A 22,484-nucleotide genomic window follows, 5' to 3' on the forward strand; every position below is an offset into this window, starting at 1 on the left:
GTATCAGCCACTGGAAATGTGTCTGTACTACCGTAATCGCGAGCAGGCTCGCTCCCACAACGGACCGCATTGTTTTCAGGATCAGTGCCGGTTGCGCCCCATCCGGCATGCGATTTCGAAGGCCTGACGCGTAGCGCCGACGTTGGCCTTGCCCTGCCCCGCGATATCAAAAGCGGTGCCGTGGGCCGGGGTGGTGATCGGAATCGGCAAGCCGCCCTGCACCGTCACGCCACGGGAGAAACCCATCAACTTGATCGCGATCTGGCCTTGGTCGTGATACATGGTCACGACAGCGTCGAAGGCATTGGCATCGCCCTGGACCTTGAGAAAGATCGTGTCTGCCGGATACGGCCCTTGCGCCGCGATACCCAGCGCCCGCGCCGAGCGTACGGCCGGACCGATGATGTCCAGCTCCTCGCGACCGAACGAACCGTTGTCGCCGTTGTGCGGGTTCAAGCCGCAAACACCGATTCGCGGTTGCTCCAGACCATTGCGCTTGAGGGCGGTGTCGATCAGTTGAATCGCTTCCACCACCCGCTGCTCACTGAGCAGGCCCGGCACTGCGGACAGGGCCACATGGGAGGTCACGCGTGAAGTCCACAGATTGTCGAGCACGTTGAATTCGCAGAACGGTCCGTGGAAGCCCAGCAGCTCGGCAAACCAGTGCAGTTCATCGCTGTGGGCCATGCCCGCCATGTGCAACGAGGTCTTGTTCAGCGGCCCGAACAGGATCGCGTCGGTGGTCCCGGCTTCGGTCAGGCGCAGGGCCTTCTCCAGGGTGTCGAGGCTGTAGCGACCGCCAATCACGCTGGCCTCGCTACGGGGGAACTCGCCGACCGTGTCGCCGCGAAAGTCATGGAACAATGGCGTGTCATCGACGAACTCCAACACGTCCAGGGTCTCCACCCGGCGATAAGGAAACTCGCTGCCGGCGATGCGCATGCCGCGACGCATTTCCGCTTCGTCGGCAATCAGGATGATGTTGGCCTTGCTGCGTACCTCGGGCTCGGCGAGCAAGCGTGCAATCAATTCCGGGCCAATGCCGGCCGGGTCACCCAGGACCATGGCGATAGTGGTTTTTTTCATGCTTCACTCCTCAAGGGTCCATGCCACGCCAAGTCATGACGCAAAGCTCTCGTCCTGAGCCATGGCATGTACCCCGTTTGTTATTGTTGTGAAATGCCGTCGGCCTGAAGACGTTGCCGAGCACTATCGGAGGCCTGGCGATAACCGTCTAATCAAAACTTGAAATCAGGTGATAGCTTCGGGTTATGGCACAGCGCGCTTTCAGCCTTCGCGTTCTATTTCGGCTTGTTTCAAAAAAAGCCCCAGCCCCTCGACTCTGAACGATGTCCACCCGCTCGTTTTCGCGAGCTATAACCCCAGGCTATCGGTGTATGTATTGTTTTGACTAGACGCGGCGTCGGCACCTTTCCACACTCAGGCCAGGCTTGCGGCTTCATCGCGCAGACAAGTCACTCATAACAACGACAAAAACGAGGCCCATCATGCGAAATGCATTCGTCCGTCGCACATCGCGTCTTCTTCTAGGCGGCGCCCTGATTGCCGTGGGCGTCCTTCCCGCCCTTGCTCACGCCGCCTGGCAACCGGACAAAAATGTCGAAATCGTCGTCGCTGGCGGCCCGGGTGGCGGAACCGACCAACTCGGTCGGCTGATCCAGTCGATCATCACCACCCATAAGCTGCTCGACGTCAACACCATTGTCCTCAACAAGGGTGGCGGCAACGGTGCCGAGGCCTTCCTCGACATGAAGATGAACAAGGGCGATGCAGAGAAACTGGTGATCGCCACCAATAACGTTTACCTGTTGCCGCTGGTTTCCAAGCTCGGCTACCAATGGCAGGAACTGACCCCGATTGCCGCCGTGGCCGAAGATGACTTTATCCTCTGGAGCTACAAGGGCGCGCCGTGGAAAGACGCGAAAGGTTTCTACGAAGCGGCCAAGACCGATCCGGCGAAGCTGCGCATGGGGGGCAGCCAGTCCAAGGACGTCGACCAGACCCTCACCCTGCTGCTCAACCAGACCAACAACAGCAAACTGGTGTACATCCCGTTCAAGAGCGGCAGTGAAGCCGCGACTCAACTGGCCGGCAAACACATCGCGGCCAACGTCAACAACCCCAGTGAAAGCATCAGCCAATGGCGCGGTGAGCAAGTCGAACCGCTCTGCGTATTCAGCAAGGAGCGCATGAGCTACACCGAGAAAGTCGCCGGAAACAAAAGTTGGGCCGATGTTCCAACCTGCCACGAACAGGGCCTGGGCATCGATCAGTACCGCTTCCCGCGTACGGTGTTCATGCCCGGCGATGTCAGCGCAGAACAACGCGCCTTTTATGTCGAACTGATGCGCAAAGTCACGCAGACCGATGAGTTCAAGGCCTACGTCAAACAGAACGCGCTGGTGCCGACTTTCCTCGAAGGCGAGCCCCTGACCGCCTACATCGAAAAGGACGTCGCTCGCGTCACCCCGGTGTTCAAGGAAGCCGGCTGGCTGAAAAACTGAAGTTGCCAGGGCCGCTCGCCCCAGGGCGGTCATCACCTACTGGAGGTGTTTGATGTCCCATTCTTCGGATTCACCGGCGCTGGTCGGTACCCGTTGGGTCGAGCTCGGCCTGACGCTGTTTACTACCCTGCTCGGTGCCGTGGTGATGTTCGGCAGTGTCGAACAAGGCATCGGCTGGGGCGATGCCGGCCCTGAACCGGGTTACTTCCCGTTCTATATCGGCCTGATACTGAGCGCGGCGAGCGTCGCCAACGGCGTGCTGACGGTGGTGCGCTGGCAGGCCCTGAGTGTTGCGTTCCTCACCCGCAGTGCATTCAAGCAAGTGCTGTCGGTTTTCGTGCCCATTGCCCTGTTCGTCGGTGCAATGCCCTTCGCCGGCATCTATCTCGCGTCGGCCTGCTTCATTGCCTGGTTCATGTGGCGCGACAAGGTCCGCGCCAGGCCTTACGGCAAGTGGATGATCGGTGCGGTTTCCCTCGGTGCGGCGCTCGCCAGCTACCTGATTTTCGCGCTGTGGTTCAAGGTCCCGCTGGATGCCGGCCCAATAGGCGACTGGATTGCCCTGGCCGGGAGAACCTTCAAATGAGCGAGTTCGATTCCCTGTTGCAGGGCATGCACCTGATCCTGACCCCGGGCCACATCGGTCTGATGGTGATCGGCGTTCTGCTGGGCATCCTGGTCGGTGTGTTGCCCGGTCTCGGCGCTCCCAATGGCGTGGCGCTGTTGTTGCCGTTGACCTTCACCATGTCGCCGGTATCGGCGATCATCCTGCTGTCGTGCATGTATTGGGGCGCGCTGTTTGGCGGCTCAATCACCTCGATCCTGTTCAACATTCCTGGCGAGCCTTCATCGGTGGCGACCACCTTCGACGGTTACCCGATGGCCCGCGAAGGCCGTGCTGCCGAGGCGTTGACCGCCGCGTTCAGCTCGGCGCTGATCGGTGCGTTGTGCGGGGTGTTGTTGCTGACGTTCCTGTCGACGAAAATCGCAGCGTTCGCCATGTCCTTCAGCTCGCCGGAGTTCTTCGCGGTGTACCTGTTGGCGTTCTGCACCTTCATCGGCATGAGCAAGAACCCGCCATTAAAAACCGTGGTCGCGATGATGATCGGCTTCGCCATGGCGGCAGTCGGCATGGACACGGTTTCCGGCAACCTGCGCCTGACGTTCGACCAGCCGATCCTGATGACCGGGATCAGTTTTGAAGTGGCGGTGATCGGCCTGTTCGGCATCGGCGAAATCCTCTGCACGGTCGAGGAAGGCCTGGTGTTTCGTGGCGAACATGCGCGCATCACACCGATGGTGATTTTGCGCACCTGGGCCAGATTGCCGCGTTACTGGTGGACGATTGTGCGCAGCACACTGGTCGGTTGCTGGATGGGCATCACCCCCGGCGGCCCGACGGCGGCATCGTTCATGAGCTACAGCCTGGCGCGACGCTTCTCGAAAAACCGCGACAACTTCGGCAAAGGCGAGATCGAAGGGGTGATCGCCCCGGAAACCGCCGACCACGCTGCCGGTACCAGCGCGCTGCTGCCGATGCTGACGCTGGGCATTCCGGGTTCCGCCACGGCGGCAGTGATGCTCGGTGGTTTGATGATCTGGGGCCTGCACCCCGGGCCGACACTGTTTGTCGAGCAACACGACTTTGTCTGGGGCCTGATCGCCAGCATGTACCTGGGCAACGTGGTCAGCCTGATCGTGGTGTTGGCCACCGTGCCGCTGTTCGCGTCGATCCTGCGCATTCCGTTCTCGATCATCGCGCCGATCATCATCATGGTCTGCGCCATCGGTGCGTACTCGGTGCACAACTCGTTCTTCGACGTTGTACTGATGCTGGGCTTCGGTGCGCTGGGTTACCTGTTCAAGAAACTCGGCTACCCGATCGCGCCGTTGGTGCTGGCGGCTGTATTGGGGGACAAGGCCGAAGACGCATTCCGTCAGTCGATGCTGTTTTCTGACGGACAGCTGGGTATTTTCTGGTCCAACCCATTGGTGGGCAGCCTGACCACCGCCGCGCTGCTGATGCTGTTCTGGCCGCTGATCTCCAAGGCACTGGGCCTGCTGGTGGGCTTGCGTAAACCCCACGTCGCCGAGGCGAAATCATTGCTGTGACTCGGCACTGCTGGTAACGCCTGGCATTTATTGTCAGGCTTGCCACGGACTTTCCAGCGAGCACCGCCCATGACCCGAATTCCTGTTGCCAATGTCATCCATAGTCGACTGCGTCTGCGCCAACTGCGGCTGATGCTGGCATTGCAGGAATTAGGTTCTCTGCGCCGCGCAGCCGACCACATCGGCATGACCCAACCGGCTGCCACCAAAATGCTGCACGAAGCCGAGGACTTGCTCGGCGTCGAGTTGTTCGAACGCCTGCCCCGTGGCATGCGCGCCACCCCATTCGGGGAAACCGTCATTTACTACGCGCGCATGGTCTTCGCCGAGCTCAGCGGCATGCGCGAAGAACTGGTGGCACTCGAATCCGGCAACCTCGGCCGGGTGGCAGTAGGCGCCATTCCGGCACTGGCTTCGGGACTGCTGACGCGCACCATCGCGACCCTGAAACAAAGCCATCCCCGGTTGTCCATGAGCATCCAGGTCGACACCAGCGACGTGCTGGTGCAAGCGCTGTTGCAGGATCAACTGGACATTGTCCTGGGCCGGATTCCCGCCGGTGCCCGCGCCGAAGAGTTGCTCTTCGACAGCCTCGGGGAAGAGGCACTGTGTGTCATTTGTGGCGCGCAGAATCCGTTGGCGCAGGCAACCCGACTGGGCTGGGCCGAGCTGCAGAGCATGACCTGGGTGTTGCAACAACACCCGAGCCCGATGCGCGCAATCATCAACCAGGTGTTTCACAACGCCCGGGTCGATATCCCCAGCAGTATCGTCGAAACCACCTCGATCATGACCTTGCTCTCATTGGTCCAGCAGACCGACATGCTCGGCGTCACCCCGATATCGGTCGTCGAGGATTATCCAGGTCGTGACTTGCTCGCCGTGTTGCCGATCAAGTTCGAAGCCCGGTTGCCACCGTACGGATTGATCACCCGCCGCCATCGCATTCAGTCATCGGCGATGCAGGCGTTCATGAATTCGGTACGTGCCGAGCATGCGCTATTGAACTGACAGGCCTGCGTCAGACGGCCGATCAGCCAATCGACGAGGCCAGCCCTGCATGAACTTTTCTTCACCCCACGTCCTCGCGGGATTCGCTAACATCGCCTCGCTCATTCAAGAAACTAAGGTTTTAGCCCGCTCTCCCGCGGGCCTTTTTTTGCCTGAGTTTCAGGCCGAGTCGCCCGCTGTGCCCCCTGCCTTTCCCGATGTCGAAAAAAATCTTACAGATCCGTGCCACGCCGCCGATAAACCTCCGTTACACGTTTTTGCTGGCTCTTAACAACAACAATCTTCCAGCCAACCGACGATAAGCAGCACAACGTTCCTGGAGGAATTTGATGAATAGCTGGTTTGGCAACATTAGCGTCAACATGAAATTGGGCCTGGGCTTCGGCCTGGTGCTGGTCCTGACCTGCCTGCTGGCCCTGACCAGCTGGACCAGCCTGGGCGGCCTGATCGACCGCAGCAATTGGATGAGCGACATCACCCAGCTCAACGCTGGCCTGACCAAACTGCGCGTGACTCGCCTGCAATACATGCTGGCCAACGGTGACGAAACCGCTGCACAGAATGTGCAAACCACCCTCGACGGTTTCGTGGCACAACAGAACGCGCTGCTCAACAGCTTCAAGAGCCCGGAAAACGTCAAGCTGCTCAGGGAGCAGAGCGCGACCATCAGCGCCTACCAGGTGTCGCTGAACAAAATGCGCAGCGCCTACCGCACCGGCAACAGCGCTCGTGATGTCATGGGAGCGAACGCCGAGGCGGCCTACAAGCTGATCGAGGCCATCGATGCCGATGTGAAGCAGATGGCTCTCAGCGATGAACGCTTCGCCCAGTTCCAGGCCATCACTGAAGCCAAGCAGGCGTTCATGCTCGCTCGTTATGAAGTGCGCGGCTACACCGCCAACCCCAACGCTGATACCGAACGCAAGGCCTTTGCCCAACTGGACGCCGCCATTGCTTCGCTCAAGCCGCTGAACGAATATTTTGCCAGCGCCCATCAGGACGACCTGCGTCAGCTGGAAACCACCCTGGTGCAATACCGCAGCGCCGTGCAGGCCTTCAAATCGGCCACGGCTGACGTGGTGCAGGCGCGCAAGGAAATGACCGACCAGGGCGCGACGATTGTTTCCCTGAGTGAACAGCTGTACCAGATCCAGCTCGACCGTCGCGATGCTGAAAGCGCCCAGGCGCGCACGTTGCAACTGGTCAGCACGTTGCTGGCGTTGTTGGTCGGCATCATTGCCGCCGTCATCATCACCCGGCAGATCACCCGTCCGCTGCGCGAAACCCTTACCGTGGTCGAACGCATCGCCAGCGGCGACCTGTCGCAGGATGTGATCGTTACCCGTCGCGATGAGCTGGGCGTACTGCAACAGGGCATCGCGCGCATGGGCGTGACCCTGCGCGACCTCATCAGCGGCATCCGTGATGGCGTGACTCAGATCGCCAGCGCCGCCGAAGAGTTGTCGGCGGTCACCGAACAGACCAGTGCCGGGGTCAACAGCCAGAAAGTCGAGACCGACCAGGTCGCAACCGCCATGCACGAAATGACCGCCACGGTGCAGGAAGTTGCCCGCAACGCCGAAGAAGCCTCCCAGGCAGCGGCCGCCGCCGACGGCGAAGCCCGTGCCGGCGACCAGGTGGTCAGCGAAGCCATTGCCCAGATCGAACGCCTGGCCAGTGAAGTGGTGCGCTCCACCGACGCCATGAGCGTGCTGCAACAGGAAAGCGACAAGATTGGCGCAGTGATGGACGTGATCAAGGCCGTGGCCGAACAGACCAACCTGCTGGCGCTCAACGCCGCCATCGAAGCCGCCCGCGCCGGTGAAGCCGGTCGTGGCTTTGCGGTCGTCGCCGACGAAGTCCGTGGCCTGGCCCAGCGCACCCAGAAATCCACCGAGGAAATCGAAGGCCTGGTGGCCGGCCTGCAGAACGGCACCCAGCAAGTGGCCGCCGTGATGAACAACAGCCGTAACCTCACCGACAGCAGCGTGGCCCTGACCCGCAAGGCCGGTGTATCACTGGAGAACATCACCCGTACGGTGTCGAACATCCAGTCGATGAACCAGCAGATCGCCGCCGCCGCCGAGCAGCAAAGCGCCGTGGCCGAGGAAATCAGCCGCAGCATCATCAACGTGCGCGACGTGTCCGAACAGACCGCCGCCGCCAGCGAAGAGACCGCGGCGTCCAGCGTTGAACTGGCGCGGCTGGGCAGTCAGTTGCAGCAAATGGTCAGTCATTTCAGGGTTTGACTCCTTCTCGCATGAGGCCGATGTGCGGCCTCATGCGGCTTCCCTACGCAGAGCTTTCTTCACGCACGCATTGCCTTCTCCTACAAGCTTTTTTCTCTCGTCCGGCCTTCTTTAGTTGCCCGCTCCTGTACCGTTTTCGCCAGCACGAACCTTCCGTTCGACAGGAGATGGACCGTACATGGATGCAAACAACAACCCGTTGGTACAGAGGCTCCTGGGCACCGCAGCTGATGGCGATGACACTCAAGCCAGTTTCCGCACAGCGCTACAACGGATGGGATTGACGTCGGTATTCGACATCACTCGCATGACCAGGGCGCAGTTCGCCCTTGAACTCGGCAAGCACACCCAAGCGGCCGCCGACCTGGCCTACGACAACGCGCAAAGCTATGCCCGACGTATCAGCCGCCTGTACCTGGAACATCTGGTATCACCCAATAATGCCTCAGCCCGCCACAGGCGCGACCTGGGCTCGAGATCAAAATCAGGTTCAGCGAGCTATCAAACGCTGTTCCAAGAGAACTGGGATGAGTTCTGTAAAGAAGGTGACCTCGCGGCAATCGACTCGCCGGTAGCCTATCTGCGATCACTGTATCTGTTCGCTGGGCAGCTGGAAGGTGCGTTTTCATCCAGTGAGAAAATCCCCCTTGATAAACGACGGCGGGACTTGAAGGACTTGATGCTGGGCCAGCAGAGCGCCCTCGTTGCGCGCCCCATGCTGGACATCGTCAATCGCACCTTGGAGGACGCTATCAAGGCGGTCCTTGGGAAGGATGCCCATCAGCTACTTGCAACTGAACATTATCCGTTTTCGCTGCCCTATGATCTGCATCATCATCAATGTCTGCTTGGGCTGGGCACAGGCAAACCGGCGCTCGGCGAATTGAATTATCGAATGAGCCGGTCATTGCCGCTCTCGCCAGGGAATTTATACTACGGACGCGTTTTCACATTGCCTGTCGAGGCGCAAAAGCTATTGTCCGGCCTCAGCCCGGAGCAGCAGAAGCTATTCAACGGTGGCTTCAGCGATTTGAAGAAATCCTATGGCACCGAAACGCCCGAACAACTGCCCGATATCGAGTTCTTCAAGGAGCGCACCAGACTGACCACGGAACAAGTCCGGTACTTATTGGCGCAAGGCGAATATGCCGCCCGGGCCTCGACCCATAGTCCTGCTTCAAAACCTAAAAACTATGGGGCTGCCTACATCAATGGGGCGGAACTGACGGCGCCCATGGGGCTTAACTCGTCAACGTCCAGATTTGAATATGGGACCCCGGAACGCTTTTCCCGCTTACAGAAAATGGTCCGACTGCAGCGCTGGATGGGTATCCCTTTCAACGAGCTCGATACGCTGATTACCAGCGCCATGCGCTCGGAAAAAAATACGGCAATGACGCTCAATATCAATACATTGCGCACCCTGGGCGTCTATCGATACCTCAATCGGCGCCACGGCATAGCGCCTGAAGAGTTTGCGTGTTTATTGCATGACATTCCGATCCACGCCAGTGGTCTGCAACTGCCGTTGTTCGACCGAATATTCGATAGCACCCGATTATTCAAACGTCCCGAGGCAGAAAACGGAGTCATCACCGCCCCAATGGACTTGAGCTACCTGGCCACCGGCCTTGGGCTGGCGATGGCGCCCGATTCACTGTCGTGGCTCATCGAACAAACCAAGCAGCACCTTCCTGAGCTAAAGCATGACTTGCCTACCGTCTCGTCATTTTATCGCCAGGCCCGCATCGCACGGATGTTCGGGCTCACACTTGTCGAATGCATCTCACTGGCCCGCATGATAGGTGGTGAGAATTTCAACAAGGCAATGGTGACGGGCACGTTGGACTCCTCCTCTCAGGGCACCTGTATTCTCGACGTATTGATGGCGTTGGACTGGGCCAGCGACTGGTTTAAACGGGCCAACCGAGATGTGGCATCGACCTATCACCTATTCGCAGCTTCCTTGGACGAGTTACCGCTGGATGAGAATCTGGAGAAGCGGTTCAAAGCCCTTCTGGCAAAGCGTACCAGCACTAACGACGACCAACATCTGCTTGAAAACCTGCTGCATGAACTCGTCGATTTGTCCGCAGACTACGTCCCATGCTTGCTGAAAATGACCGGGACTACCGCATCGAGCGTTTTGGCGGCTATCAGTACACCCCAAGGGAAGATGCCTCAGGTGCTGGCAAGCTTATTGCGCAACGCCAAGGTATGCCAAGAGCTGCACCTGAGCGGTAGCGCATTGCAGCAGTTGGCGGACCATCCAACCTGGCTCTCCGCCAGTCCCTCCAGCTCTTTGACGCTTCATTCCGTGTATTTGTACGAGCGCTTCAGTGACTGCGTTCGCCTTAACGACAGTTCGGAAGAGCAATGGCTGCATTACTTGCAATTTGCCAACGGTGACGAGGACTCCGCGAACGCAGCCAACAGGCGGTTGGCCGAATTGCTGGGATGGACCCACGACGAAGTGCAAAGCTTGACAGAAAACTTGACGGGGAAATGCGCTCGCTCAGTGGACGAAGTGGACTGGATCATCCGCTGCCAGGAATGCAGCAAGAGTACCGGCCTGTCAGCAAGCCTTCTGCTCAAGGCCACAGCGCTATATGGCGAGAGTCCCGCACAAGAATGGAAAGTCGTTGGCGAAGCAATAATCGCGGCCAGCCACTGATTTCGCTCAATTATTCAAGGAATGAATATGACTGTTGCCATAAAAAAGCAGCTTGATGAAAACTTGCGTGATGCGCTGTTGGCGCTTTATTTGAACAAGGTCGCATCGAAGTCTCCCGAGACTGCGAACCTAAAAACAGCCCAGGACCTCTATGAATACTGGCTACTCGACGTACTGGTCAGCCAGGATGTGCCCACCACGCCTGTCGCATGCGCCATAGCCAGTCTTCAGCAATACATCAATCGCATCCTGATGAACATGGAACCCGGCTACGCCCCGGAAAGCATCACGCCCGAGCACACGCAAACGTGGCGCAACGAGATGCATCAATACCCCATCTGGGCGGCTCATCAGAATCTGCTTCATTTCCCGGCGAGTTACCTGGACCCCGTCCTGAGGAACAACAAGAGCGATAATTTCCAGCAACTGGAAAACGACCTTAACCAGAACCGGATCCAGCCTGAAGCGGTTCAGTCGGCGGTCATGGGCTACCTGACCCGACTCGAAGAAATCGCCAATTTGAATATTCTCAATGGCTACATCGACAACGAAGACTTTGCCAACAGCACCTACTATTTCATCGCCAAGTCACGTACCGAAAACACTTACTTCTGGCGCTCGCTGGACATGGCGCAACGCCCGCTTAACGGTCCGCCACCACAGCCCCCTGCCATCGCCCGCAAACTGGATCAGCCGGATCCGTATGCCTGGTCGGATTGGGAAAAAGCCGATGTGCCCATTCCCGATAGCGCCGTCGAACACTCTATTCGTCCGGTGTGGTTCAACAATCGTCTGTTCGTCGTGTGGGCCGAATGCATCCATCAGGACCCGTCGGCCTCCAGTGCTCCTTCGAGCGCAGGAGCCATGGCCCCACAGGTGAATCATCCGCTACTGCGGTTAAGCTATTGCTTCAAAAAACAGGATGGCATTTGGAGTACTCCAAGAGTTGCCCTGCAAGGATATTGTGACGACGACGCGCTTCGCGTGAAGGATCAGACGGCGATCCAACAATCGATATGTACCGTTGCGGTGCAGCACCGCATGAGTTCGCAAGCGTTACTCTATCTAGCGATAAGCGTTCGACGATCAACAATCGACTCGACGCCGGCATCGTCCAGTCCTTACAGTTTCATCAAAACAATTTACATCGACAAAAACCTAGCTCACGCGTCTGCCAGCGTAACAAGCATCAAACAATCGCAGACCCAACGCCCTGCCCTGGACCTTGACCACACCTTCATCGAGCCTGATAGACAGAACATTCAAACATGTACGTCCATACTAAATGTCGAGCTTAATGCGGCCCCCTCTCCCCCAAAAAAAGTCAGCCATCAACTTTCGGTTCTCGATGGTCATATTAATGTCGCCATTCTCAAATCTATCGACGCGGCACCCAGGCTATCGATTGATGCCGACGACGAGGCTTTTCCACTTACTGTGGGTGACATCCACTTTAATTTCTCCGGTCATCTTGAGCTCGTGTTACCTTCCCCTGGCGAAAGCTCGCCTTCCTCTTATATAAAACTTAGCGACGGCTCCATACTTCACACTATTTTTATCCCTTCAGCTCTAAGTTACAAACTGCAATTCGACAAACTATCCGACGTCATTAGAGACGATGAAAAAACCCCAGGCTTCTCGAAACTCTCCGAACTCGCTAGCGGTAGTAGAAGCCTGGCTGGAAAATTTATCTCAGTGTCCGCAGTACGCTACTTGATCAAGCTTTTTGAAACCCTCTCCCCGCATACGTCTAACACCGCTACCAAACAAATCCACCTATTATTTACGTACGATGAATATATTGATTTCCCGGCAGTGGCTGACCTCACATGTAAAGCGGATAGGCTGTACCGAAAATATATAATAATGCGCCACCCCATCTCATTAGAGGCAAACTCGTTAACACATGACAAACTGACGCTTGTGGCTGAGTCCGATTTGAAGGAGGCCTTACCCAGTAAGTTTGATTACCCCTTGCGAATTGAGGATATTAATTGGAACGGTATGACTTTGTTTTGTGGGGTTGCGCTGGCTCGCCCTAGCGAACCGGGAAAAACAATTTACTTCGCCCTCAAAGAAATCAAAATCACCCTGGTTCCACAGGGCTTCGCCCCGCCAAAGATCGCCGCCCTATCGACGCCCGACCTGGGAACCACCCAATTCATCGACTTTGCCACTTCCGGTATCAAGAACAGCGACAGCAAAAGCCAAAAGCGCCAACCGATCAGGCTAAACACCGTGTTCGCTCCGGAATTGATCCAGCGTACCGAAAACAACCTGGATGAACTGTTCGACACTACGACCCAACACCTGCCGGAACCCGCCATTGCAGACGACATCGTCAACAGGATGGATTTCCACGGCCCTTACGGTCGTTACTTCACCGAACTGTTCCTCTACTTGCCATGGCTGGTCGCCCATCGCTTGAACGCCGAGCAGCGCTACGAGGAAGCCGAACGCTGGTTGCGCCGCATCTTCGATCCAAGTCGCGGCAAAGAAGACTGCTGGAGGGCCGTTCCGTTAATCGATAGCAGCACGCCTTCGTATGCCGACCAGGCGCCCCACGACCCTCATCAGGTTGCACTCAGTCATCCAGTGCACTTTCGCAAAGCACTGTACTTCCTGTACCTCGACATCCTGATCAATCGAGGCGACGCCGCCTACCGCGAACTGACCCCTGACGGCCTCAGTGAGGCAAAGCTGTGGTACGTGCGGGTTCTGGATCTGCTGGGATCACGCCCGGTCGTTCACCTGATCGATCATTGGAAAAACATCAGCCTGCAAATGCTGAGCAAAGCGACCAGTGACGACTTGCGTACATTTGAACAGTCACTCGCCCCCTCTCAGCCCTTATTGCCGGTTCGCGACGGTCACTCACAGGCGTGCTTACCAGCCATCGACAGCCCGCATCTACGCCTGCCATTCCACCCGCAGCTGCTTCGGTGCTGGGACATTGCAGAAAGCCGCCTGTACAACTTGCGGCATAACCTCGACATTGCTGGCAAACCGCTGCATCTGCCGATATTTGCAGCGCCGCTGGATCCTCGCGTGTTGCTCAGCCCCGCGGTCTTGAATAGTTCGGACAATACGGTTCGACGGTTGCCGGACACAGCTATTCCGCACTTTCGGTACTCGGTCATGCACAGCCAGGCCTTGAGTGCAGTGGAAAGCCTCAGCCAATTTGGCACCACGTTGCTATCGCTGATCGAGCGCAAGGAGCAGGCACAGCTACAAGAGCTACAGCAGCAGCAAGCCTGGAACCTGGCGAAAATTTCGGTCGACCGGCAACGCCAAGCAGTGAATATCGATCGTCAAAACCGCAAGGCGCTGCTCGCAAGCCAGACAATTGCTCAAAACCGCACAGACCATTACAAAAAATTGTTGGACGGTGGTGTGAATGACAAGGAAATAAGCGTCAGTACGTTCCATATAACCAGCGGCACGATGGAGGCCGCGGCACTGGGCTTCCAAGTCGCAGCCGGTGGGCTAATGTTGGCTCCAAACGTCGTGGGCTTCAGCGTTGGCGGCAGCCGTTGGGAGGGCCCGCTGCTCGCGGCCTCAGCGGCCGCCCATAGCAGCGCGATCATAAGCCGCACGATAGCGGCCGACCTGGACCGTCAAGCCATATTCGATCGCCGCCGTGAGGATTGGCAGCACCTCTATGATCAAGCACAGCTTGAACTGGCGCAGATTGACACACAACTGGCGCAGTTTTCCGAGCAGGAAACCGCCACTCGCCTGCAACTGCGCCTGGCCGAATCAACCCTGAGCCAAACCAAGGCCAACTACGATTTTCTCAGCAAACGCTTTACCAAGGCACAGCTGTACCAATGGCTGAACAGTCAGTTTGCGGTGCTCTATCGCCAGGCCTACGACATCACGCTGTCGCTATGCTTGGCCGCCGAGAGTGCCTGGCAATACGAAATTGCCGACTTCGACAGGCGATTTATCCAACCTGGCGCATGGAACACCACCTATCGAGGGTTGGGAGCGGGCGCGCAATTGAAACTCGGCCTGTTGAACATGCAGGCCGAATATCTGCGCCTTAACGGGCGAGACCTGGAGATCCGCAAGACGATTTCATTACGTCATTTGAGGAGCCAGACCACAGGCTTGACGATCAACAAATCATGGCCGGATATCCATGCCGACCTGAAGCATGGCGAATGCGAGTTTGAGCTACCCCACCAACTATTCGAGGACGATTACAAGGATCAGAACCACTACCTGCGACGGATCAAAACCATCAGTGTTTCTTTGCCGGCCGTGGTTGGTCCTTACGAAAACATCCGAGCCACGCTGACCCAAACCTCCAGTGAAGTGTGCATTTCTGCTAATCATCCAAAGAACGTCATGGGGGGCCGGCGCGCCAACCAGCAAATCGCCCTTTCCACCGGTGTCGATGACAACGGCTTGTTTACCCTGAATTTCAACGATGAACGTTACCTGCCGTTCGAGTACACCGGTGCCGCATCCAAGTGGCGACTGGCGTTTCCCAATCCTGAAGCACAAAAAGTCCTGTTGGAATCGTTGACTGATGTCATCCTCCATGTGGGCTATACGGCCAGGGTCGGCGGAGTTTCGCAATGAATGCGCACTCCCTCCTGCCTGTCACCGCGCCGTCACTGCCCCAGGGCGGCGGCGCCATTCAAAGTATTGGTAAAGGCTGGGCCGACATCGGCGCCCACGGTACGGCCACCTATGAAATCGCATTGCCGATTTCGCCGGGACGCGGTTTTTCTCCAGCCTTGTCCCTGGGTTATGCCAGCTCGCTTGGCAACGGCGTATTCGGCATCGGCTGGGGGCTGTCGCTGCCCAGCGTCGCGCGACGCACCAGCAAGGGCGTGCCCGCCTATAACGACGATGACGAAATCGTCGGTCCCAGCGCAGAGGTCTGGCTGCCCGAACATGGCATCAGTCCAACTCAAGTCAATCGCTACAACGACCTGGACCTGGGCACGACCTACACAGTGACGCGTCACCTGCCAAGAATAGAAAGCAGCTTCGACCGGATTGAACATTGGTCGGCGGATGGGGATAAACCGGGTTTCTGGCTCGTGCACGGGGCCGATGGCAGTCTGCATGTCTACGGAAAAACTCCCGAGTCGCGACGGACCGATCCCCAGGACGCAAGCCGCGTAGGCGAGTGGCTATTGGAGGAAAGCCTGAGTGCGCATGGCGAGCACATTCAATATGTGTACGCGGGAAATGGCGGAGCCCAACGCTATTTGAGTCATGTGCGCTACGGCAATGTGAAGGCCGACACCAGCCTTTACGCTTGGAAAACAGATCCGCCCACACCGGACCAATGGCACTTCGAGTTGGTGTTCGACTATGGGGAGCGAAGTATCGGGTATGAGGAGAAGCCGCCCTACGCAGGCCTGCAACCGCAAAAACGTAGCGATGCGTTTTCCAACTTTGCCTACGGTTTCGAACTACGTACCGCTCGCCTATGTCGCCAGGTATTGATGTTTCATCGCTTCCTCGAGTTGAGCGCCGATCCTGTTCTCGTACGGCGTGTGCTGCTTGAGTACCGCGAAACCTCCCTGGGATATAAGCTTCTGAGTGCAGCGCACGACCAAGCGTTCGGCGACGGAGCAGTGCCTCAAAGTCGTCCTCCCATGGAGTTTCGCTACAGCGAGGTCAACGACCTGACCGATGTTGGCGCCTGGAAACGTTTTGAGGGCGTGTTCGACGGCGAACAGGGTTTTCAACTGGTGGATTTGTACGGTGAAGGGTTGCCCGGCGTGCTCCATCGACGCGCGGCAGGCTGGTATTACCGTGAACCCATGCGCGCTAAAGCCAATACTGATGAAGTGGCTTACGGTCAGTGGCAAGAGCTGCCCAAGACGCCGGTCACCGACACAGCGAAAACGCTGTACCAAACATTGAGTGACCTCACAGGCGACGGTCGCCTGGACTGGATCATTGCCCAACCGGGGCTCAGCGGTTTCTTTTCGCTCGGAGCGGATCGCAAGTGGTCGAACTTCGCGACCTTCCAGGCGTTTCCTAGCGAATTCTTCAGTCCGAAAGGGAATCTGGCCGACCTGATGGGTGAAGGGCTCAGTGACCTTGCCCTGATAGGCCCACGCAGCGTTCGCTTGTATGCCAACCAGCGCGAGGATGGTTTCGCTGCGGCGCGGGAAGTTCCTCGCGACGACGATGACGATGCCCTGCCGGTATTCAACGGGTCGCCTTCCGAACTGGTGGCGTTCAGTGATCTGCTCGGCAGCGGGCAGCAACACCTGGTGCGAATTCGCCACGACGAAGTGAGGTGCTGGCCAAACCTGGGCCATGGGCGATTCGGCAAAGGCATCGTGTTGGATTTTCCGGGCCTCGCCTACCCCACCTTCGATGCCTCGCGCATCCGTCTCGCGGACCTGGATGGTTCCGGTGCCGCCGACCTGATCTATCTGCAAGCGGATCGAATGCTGATCTTCATGAACCGCGGTGGCAATGGCTTCGCTCCCGCAGTTGAGCTGCCCTGGCCGGCCGGCCTGCGCTACGACAATTTATGCCAAGTAAGCGTCGTCGACCTGCAAGGGCTGGGTTGCTCCAGCTTGGTGTTGAGCATGCCGCATCTGACCCCCGCGCAACATTGGCACTACGGTTTTGTCGACGAAAAACCCTATCTGTTGACCGTCACTTACAACAACATGGGCGCCGCCAACCGCATCACTTATCGCAGCTCGGCCCAGGAATGGCTGGACGAGAAAGCCTCGAGAGTCATAGCCAAAGAGTCCCTGGCCTGCCATGTACCGATGCCTCTGCACCTGGTGTCGCGCCTGGTCCAGAGGGACGAAATCACCGGTAATCGCCTGACCCAGCGGTTTGCCTATCGCCAAGGTTATTACGATGGCATCGAACGGGAGTTCCGTGGCTTCGGCCTGCTGATCCAAACCGACAATGAAACCAATCCCAACGATGCCGATTCGCCAGGTTTCACAGAGCCTTGCTTGAAAAAAAGCTGGTTTCATACCGGCCAGGCAATGGACATGGACCCACGCGACTATCACGGTGCCGATTCGCAAGCCATGGCGTTGGGTAAAGCCATACTGTGCCGATACGGCGAAAATAATAGTGAGGACGAACGGGTTGTTGCGACAGACGAAGCGACCAGACTTGAAATCTGCCGCGCCTTGAGCGGTCATTTACTGCGCAGCGAGACATACGCAGGAGGCAAAAGCGAGACGCTGTATTCGGTCCAGGAAAACCGTTATCGGGTCCGTCTGCTACAGGCACCCCAAGGCCCGCGGCGCTATGCTTCCCTGTTGCCCCTGCTGCTGGAATCCATCGGTTCTCAATACGAAGGCCAGAGCGACGACCCGCAGTGTCAGCACCTGATCAATTTGCAGCATGATCAGCACGGTGCAGTCATTCATAGTGTGAACGTCCACTACGCCCGACGCAAAACGGCTGCCGACACCCCACCGTTCAGCGACCCAGACCCGCAACAATGGTGGCGGGATGCTCATGATCCGGCGCAACAGTTTTACTACCTGACACAAACTCGCGCCGAATTCATCAACCTGCAAACGCCTCAGGAATGGCGCCTGGGCTTACCTTATCGCCAGCGGATCAACGCGTTGAAACTGCCCAAGGCGCCTGCAGACGGAGGGCTGGCACCAGAGGATATTTCTTTTGAGAAGATTTCCGAACTCGTCGCAAAGCCAAGCTGGACGACCCAGGCCGTTCTCACCAGCCTGTCCGTAACACGCTACAAGGAGGCTTCGGCAAACAAAACCTTGCCAGACGGTAAAGCCAGCTTCGAAGCCCTGGTCGACCATCTGGAAACCGCCGAGCTGGACGAAAACGCCCTGCAAGCCTTCGACCTGTTATCGAAAAAATCTCGCCCTGAAGGAACACTGCTGAAAAAAATCGGCTATGAACCGATGACCGATTTCCTTCCCGCAAGCACCTCATCCAAGACGCTCTGGTCAGTCAAAAGTGGCTTCACGACCTACGCCGGTTTGGAAGGTTTCTACAAAACCAAGACCGTGCAGCCGAGCAACAGCCACGGCGTGACCAAGATCAGCTACGACCCATACACTTGTTTTGTGGCCGGGTTCGAACTGCCCGATGGCTGCACCACCAAGGCGCAATACGATTACCGTACCTCCCTGCCCCAGCGCGTCGAAGACTCCAACGGTAACGTACAGGAAGCCCTTGCCGATGCCTTCGGCCAGGTACTGGCCAGCACCTTTTACGGCGACGAGAACAACAACGCTGTTGGTTTCAAACCCGTCGCAACGTTCAAGCAATCGTCCAGGAGCGCGGCAGAAGCAATCACGCAAAGCCAGGACGCTTTGCAGGACGCCGCCACCGCCATCTATTACGCACCATTCAGTCGGATGGGAAACGTATCGGCGTCAGCCCTGAAAGACACCGACTGGCTAGCGCGCTGTGTGAGCAACGGTGATGTACTGCCGACCGGGCATATTCGCGCCTCGGCTCGCGCCCGGCTGTCGAAACTCGAAGTAATTTCTGCCGACGATAAAAAACTGAAACGCGAAATTCGTACCTCGAAACGCGAGCCGATACACATTGCCACACTGGTCGCCGATCGCTACCCCAATGACGACCAGAAACAGATCCGCATCGCCATGACGTGCTTCGATGGTTTTGGTCGCTTGCTGCAAAGTAAGCAGCGGGTCGAGTCAGGCATCGCTTACGTCGTGGATGCCAAGGGCGAACTGACACTCAACGAGGACGGCAAACCGCTGGAACAGATCACCGCAACGCGCTGGCTCGTCAGCGAACGAGTGGAATACAACAGCAAGGGCTTGGCGATCCGGATCTACCGCCCCTATTTTGCCGATCAGCATCGCTACATCAACGACAAATCCTTTCGGCAGTTCGGCCATTGCGACCAGCAGTTCTACGACGCATTGGGCCGCCCCAGCCACACCCGTCTCGCCAAACAGAATGGACTTTCCTGGATGCGCCGGCAGACCCGTCATCCGTGGTACACCGTGGACGAGGATGAAAACGACACGCTGGAAGAAGTCATGGCCGAACATGTGCCGACAACAGGGGGTGAAGCATGAGCGCACGACTTCATCGCAAGACTCCCGCCATCCACGCCGTCGATGGTCGCGGCCTGCCGGTGCGTCAGGTCGCTTACTGCCGAAGCAAGGAAGACGAAGAACCCCAGATGCGCGCCAGCCGACAAGAGTACGACGTCGCCGGGCGGCTGATTGCCCAGCGCGACCCTCGGCTTGCCAACGCAACTGACGCCAATCTTGCGACCGTCTACAGCCTGTCCGGCAAACCATTGCGAGTAAGGAGCGTCGACGCCGGATGGCGTCTGAACCTGCCCGGCGACGCCGGACAGATTTTGCGCAGTTGGGATCAACGAGGAAACCACTGGCAATCGACTTATGACAACCAACTGAGACTGACCACAGTCGAGGAGCAAGCAGCGGGAAAAGAGCTGCGTAAAGTAGAGTGCCTAAGCTATGGCGACAGCTCGCAGGAATCGGCGGCGCTCAATCAATGCGGCGCGCTCATTCGCCACGACGACAGCGCGGGGACGTTGATCGTCGACGAATATGCGTTATGCGGTAAACCGCTTGGCCAGACAAGGCACATGCTGATCGAGGCTGCACAACCTGACTGGCCAACCGACTTGAAGGATCGTGATGGTCTTCTTGAAAAGGGCGAAGGCTACAAAACGAGTTGGTCCTACGACGCACTGGGACACATCATCCAGCAGACCGATGCCGCTCGACACGAACAGCACTACACCTTCGATGTCGCGGGCCAACTCAAATCCGTGAACCTGAAAATAAAGGGCACCGGGGCCAAAAAAACAATCGTCGAAGACCTCGTCTACAACGCCTTCGGCCAAGTCGAATCGCAAACCGCCAGCAACGGCGTGACGAGTCGCGCGATGTTCGATCCAGCCAACGGGCGACTGACGTCGCTCAGCGCATCGGTGCCAGGCAAAACCTTGCAAGACCTTCACTACACCTACGACGCCGTGGGGAACGTGCTGCAAATTACCGACAACGTCCAACCGGAGCGTTTCAACAGCAATCAACGGGTAAAACCCGTCAGCACCTTCACCTACGACAGCCTCTACCAGTTGGCCAGCGCCACGGGGCGTGAGGCCGCCGGATTGACTCACCCACCTGCCCTTCCAACCGCCGGCACGATTCCATTCGACCCCACGCAACTGTTCAACTTTACCGAGCTATACACGTACGACGATGGCGGCAACCTGACCGAACTGCGTCATGTTCGCGAGGGGAATAACTACACCCGCACATTGAACGTGGCCACCGCCAGCAATCGCCTCATGTCTTGGAGCCAGGGCGACGACACGACGACCAGAATAGCGCTGGACTTCGATGCCAACGGCAACATGCAGGCCCTATGTCCGGGCCAGGCACTGGCATGGAATAGTCGCAACCAACTCGACAGTGTGATGCTGGTCAAACGTGAAAACGGTTCCGACGACATCGAACGTTACACCTACGACAGCAGCGGCCAACGCGTGCGCAAGATCAAGACAACCCATGCCGCTGCAATGATCCACACTGAGGAAGTCCGTTACTTGCCGGGGCTCGAAATCCGCACCCGTCATAACGAACGCCTGGAGGTCATCACCCTGCAAGCCGGACGCTGCAGCGTGCGTTACCTGCATTGGACCGAAGGCCGACCGTCCAGGATCGCGGCCAATCAACTGCGCTATAGCCTTGATGACCACCTGGGCTCCAGCTCACTGGAACTCGACGACAAGGCCGACCTGATCAGCCAGGAAAGTTACCTGCCCTATGGAGGAACCGCTTGGGTGGCATCCCGCTCCGCCGTGGAGGCCGATTACCGGACCATTCGTTACTCCGGCAAGGAGCGCGATGCCAGCGGGTTGTATTACTACGGGCATCGCTACTACGCGCCGTGGTTGCAACGCTGGATCAGTCCCGACCCGGCGGGGGCGGTTGATGGGTTGAACTTGTATTGCATGGTGGGGAATAACCCGGTGAGGTTTGTCGATCCATCGGGTTTGATGAGGGAGGAGGAGCTTCGAGAGTTCGAAAGATGGGGACGGAGCAGGTCGCAGGAAATAATGAATTCCGCAATAGGTAACTTCTCCCAGCCACTGATGCCGGATAACTACGATAAGTCGTCCGATCAGAAACTTAATACCGGGCTACTGAGTAAAGAGTTTCTCGCTCACTCCTATGGCTATGTAGGGGCTACAGAGGTTGGGTTCAGCGATTACTTCAACCTTCCCAAACCTAAAGGCGGTATGACGAACTACAGAGGCGTGGACCAGTTCTACAATGGCCGAGCCAAGACTTCTACCCCTTCCAACTATTATTTGAATTACGGCACCTACCGGATCAGCAATATCCCTGACTACCTGAGTGACTTGTCCGAACGATATGTTTCGGCCCGAAACAACCTGTTCCATTCCACTACTATAGAGACAGATGTCCTGAGGGACGCTCCGACGCTAAGCAGGACGACCGAACAGGTCCATCAATTGCAACAACCGACTCGAGACTGGATCGCAAACCATATTGAGAAGATGGATGGGATAATGCCGACTCGTGCCGGTGGCCCTGGAGCTCATGCGGAAGTCCGGCTGGCCAATGCAGTGGTAGCGCTCTATCCGGACAGAGCGGAAAGAATGCTGTCCGACACGACAATACTCACTGACACACTATTCCGGGGAAACACTCCCCAGTCTTTCCCCGCCTGCATCAACTGCAGCGGCATTCTTCCGGCGCAGATCACCATACCCACCGGACGTACACCCATCGACTATGCGGGATACCGCTCTACCGTTCAGCGAATACAAAACGCATCAGGGTCACGACCTGGACGAGGGAACTCGCGGTATCAACCTGGCGGAGGAGGATCACGGCCTCATCCTGGAGGGAGTAGGAGCGGCAGAAGGTGATG

10 protein-coding genes and 1 pseudogene are annotated in these 22,484 nt (G+C 57.7%); 10 read left to right on the forward strand and 1 reads right to left on the reverse strand.

The annotated features are described in order from the left end of the window. Nucleotides 1-81: 81 nt before the first annotated feature. Nucleotides 82-1,086, reverse strand: coding sequence for a 4-hydroxythreonine-4-phosphate dehydrogenase PdxA (locus ACE04F_RS26885; RefSeq protein ID WP_486110600.1), 1,005 nt, complete (start codon nucleotides 1,084-1,086; stop codon nucleotides 82-84). Nucleotides 1,087-1,508: 422 nt separating this feature from the next. Between ACE04F_RS26885 and ACE04F_RS26890 the strand changes: the two genes are divergently transcribed. From ACE04F_RS26890 to ACE04F_RS26935, 10 genes and pseudogenes are all read left to right on the forward strand, one after another. After that, complete coding sequence (locus ACE04F_RS26890; RefSeq protein ID WP_486110601.1) at nucleotides 1,509-2,525, forward strand: Bug family tripartite tricarboxylate transporter substrate binding protein; 1,017 nt, start codon at nucleotides 1,509-1,511, stop codon at nucleotides 2,523-2,525. 52 nt (nucleotides 2,526-2,577) lie between these two features. Continuing rightward, the gene (locus ACE04F_RS26895) at nucleotides 2,578-3,111 is read left to right on the forward strand and encodes a tripartite tricarboxylate transporter TctB family protein (RefSeq protein ID WP_486110602.1); all 534 of its coding nucleotides are present in this window, start codon (nucleotides 2,578-2,580) and stop codon (nucleotides 3,109-3,111) included. After that, nucleotides 3,108-4,637: a tripartite tricarboxylate transporter permease gene (locus ACE04F_RS26900; protein ID WP_486110603.1), complete on the forward strand. Its 1,530-nt coding sequence runs from the start codon at nucleotides 3,108-3,110 to the stop codon at nucleotides 4,635-4,637. The genes ACE04F_RS26895 and ACE04F_RS26900 overlap by 4 nt, the downstream gene beginning before the upstream one ends. A gap of 69 nt (nucleotides 4,638-4,706) precedes the next feature. Continuing rightward, complete coding sequence (locus ACE04F_RS26905) at nucleotides 4,707-5,648, forward strand: LysR family transcriptional regulator (protein WP_305496986.1); 942 nt, start codon at nucleotides 4,707-4,709, stop codon at nucleotides 5,646-5,648. A 464-nt stretch (nucleotides 5,649-6,112) separates the two neighbouring features. Continuing rightward, nucleotides 6,113-6,991, forward strand: a pseudogene (locus tag ACE04F_RS26910) (methyl-accepting chemotaxis protein); the annotation flags it as partial. Nucleotides 6,992-7,192: 201 nt separating this feature from the next. Next, nucleotides 7,193-7,897 carry a methyl-accepting chemotaxis protein gene (locus ACE04F_RS26915; RefSeq protein WP_370871140.1) on the forward strand — a complete coding sequence of 235 codons (705 nt, stop codon included), beginning with the start codon at nucleotides 7,193-7,195 and terminating at the stop codon, nucleotides 7,895-7,897. A gap of 178 nt (nucleotides 7,898-8,075) precedes the next feature. Then, nucleotides 8,076-10,571 (forward strand): Tc toxin subunit A, encoded by a 2,496-nt coding sequence (locus ACE04F_RS26920; protein WP_486110604.1) that lies wholly within the window; start codon nucleotides 8,076-8,078, stop codon nucleotides 10,569-10,571. A 27-nt stretch (nucleotides 10,572-10,598) separates the two neighbouring features. Beyond that, nucleotides 10,599-15,161 carry a Tc toxin subunit A-related protein gene (locus ACE04F_RS26925; protein WP_486110605.1) on the forward strand — a complete coding sequence of 1,521 codons (4,563 nt, stop codon included), beginning with the start codon at nucleotides 10,599-10,601 and terminating at the stop codon, nucleotides 15,159-15,161. Continuing rightward, the gene (locus tag ACE04F_RS26930) at nucleotides 15,158-19,618 is read left to right on the forward strand and encodes a SpvB/TcaC N-terminal domain-containing protein (RefSeq protein WP_486110606.1); all 4,461 of its coding nucleotides are present in this window, start codon (nucleotides 15,158-15,160) and stop codon (nucleotides 19,616-19,618) included. Before ACE04F_RS26925 ends, ACE04F_RS26930 begins: the two co-directional genes overlap by 4 nt. Continuing rightward, a complete protein-coding gene (locus ACE04F_RS26935; protein WP_486110607.1) occupies nucleotides 19,615-22,482 on the forward strand; it encodes an RHS repeat-associated core domain-containing protein in 2,868 nt (955 codons plus the stop codon). Before ACE04F_RS26930 ends, ACE04F_RS26935 begins: the two co-directional genes overlap by 4 nt. Nucleotides 22,483-22,484 lie beyond the last annotated feature (2 nt).

The organism is Pseudomonas sp. AGC41 (assembly GCF_057334555.1).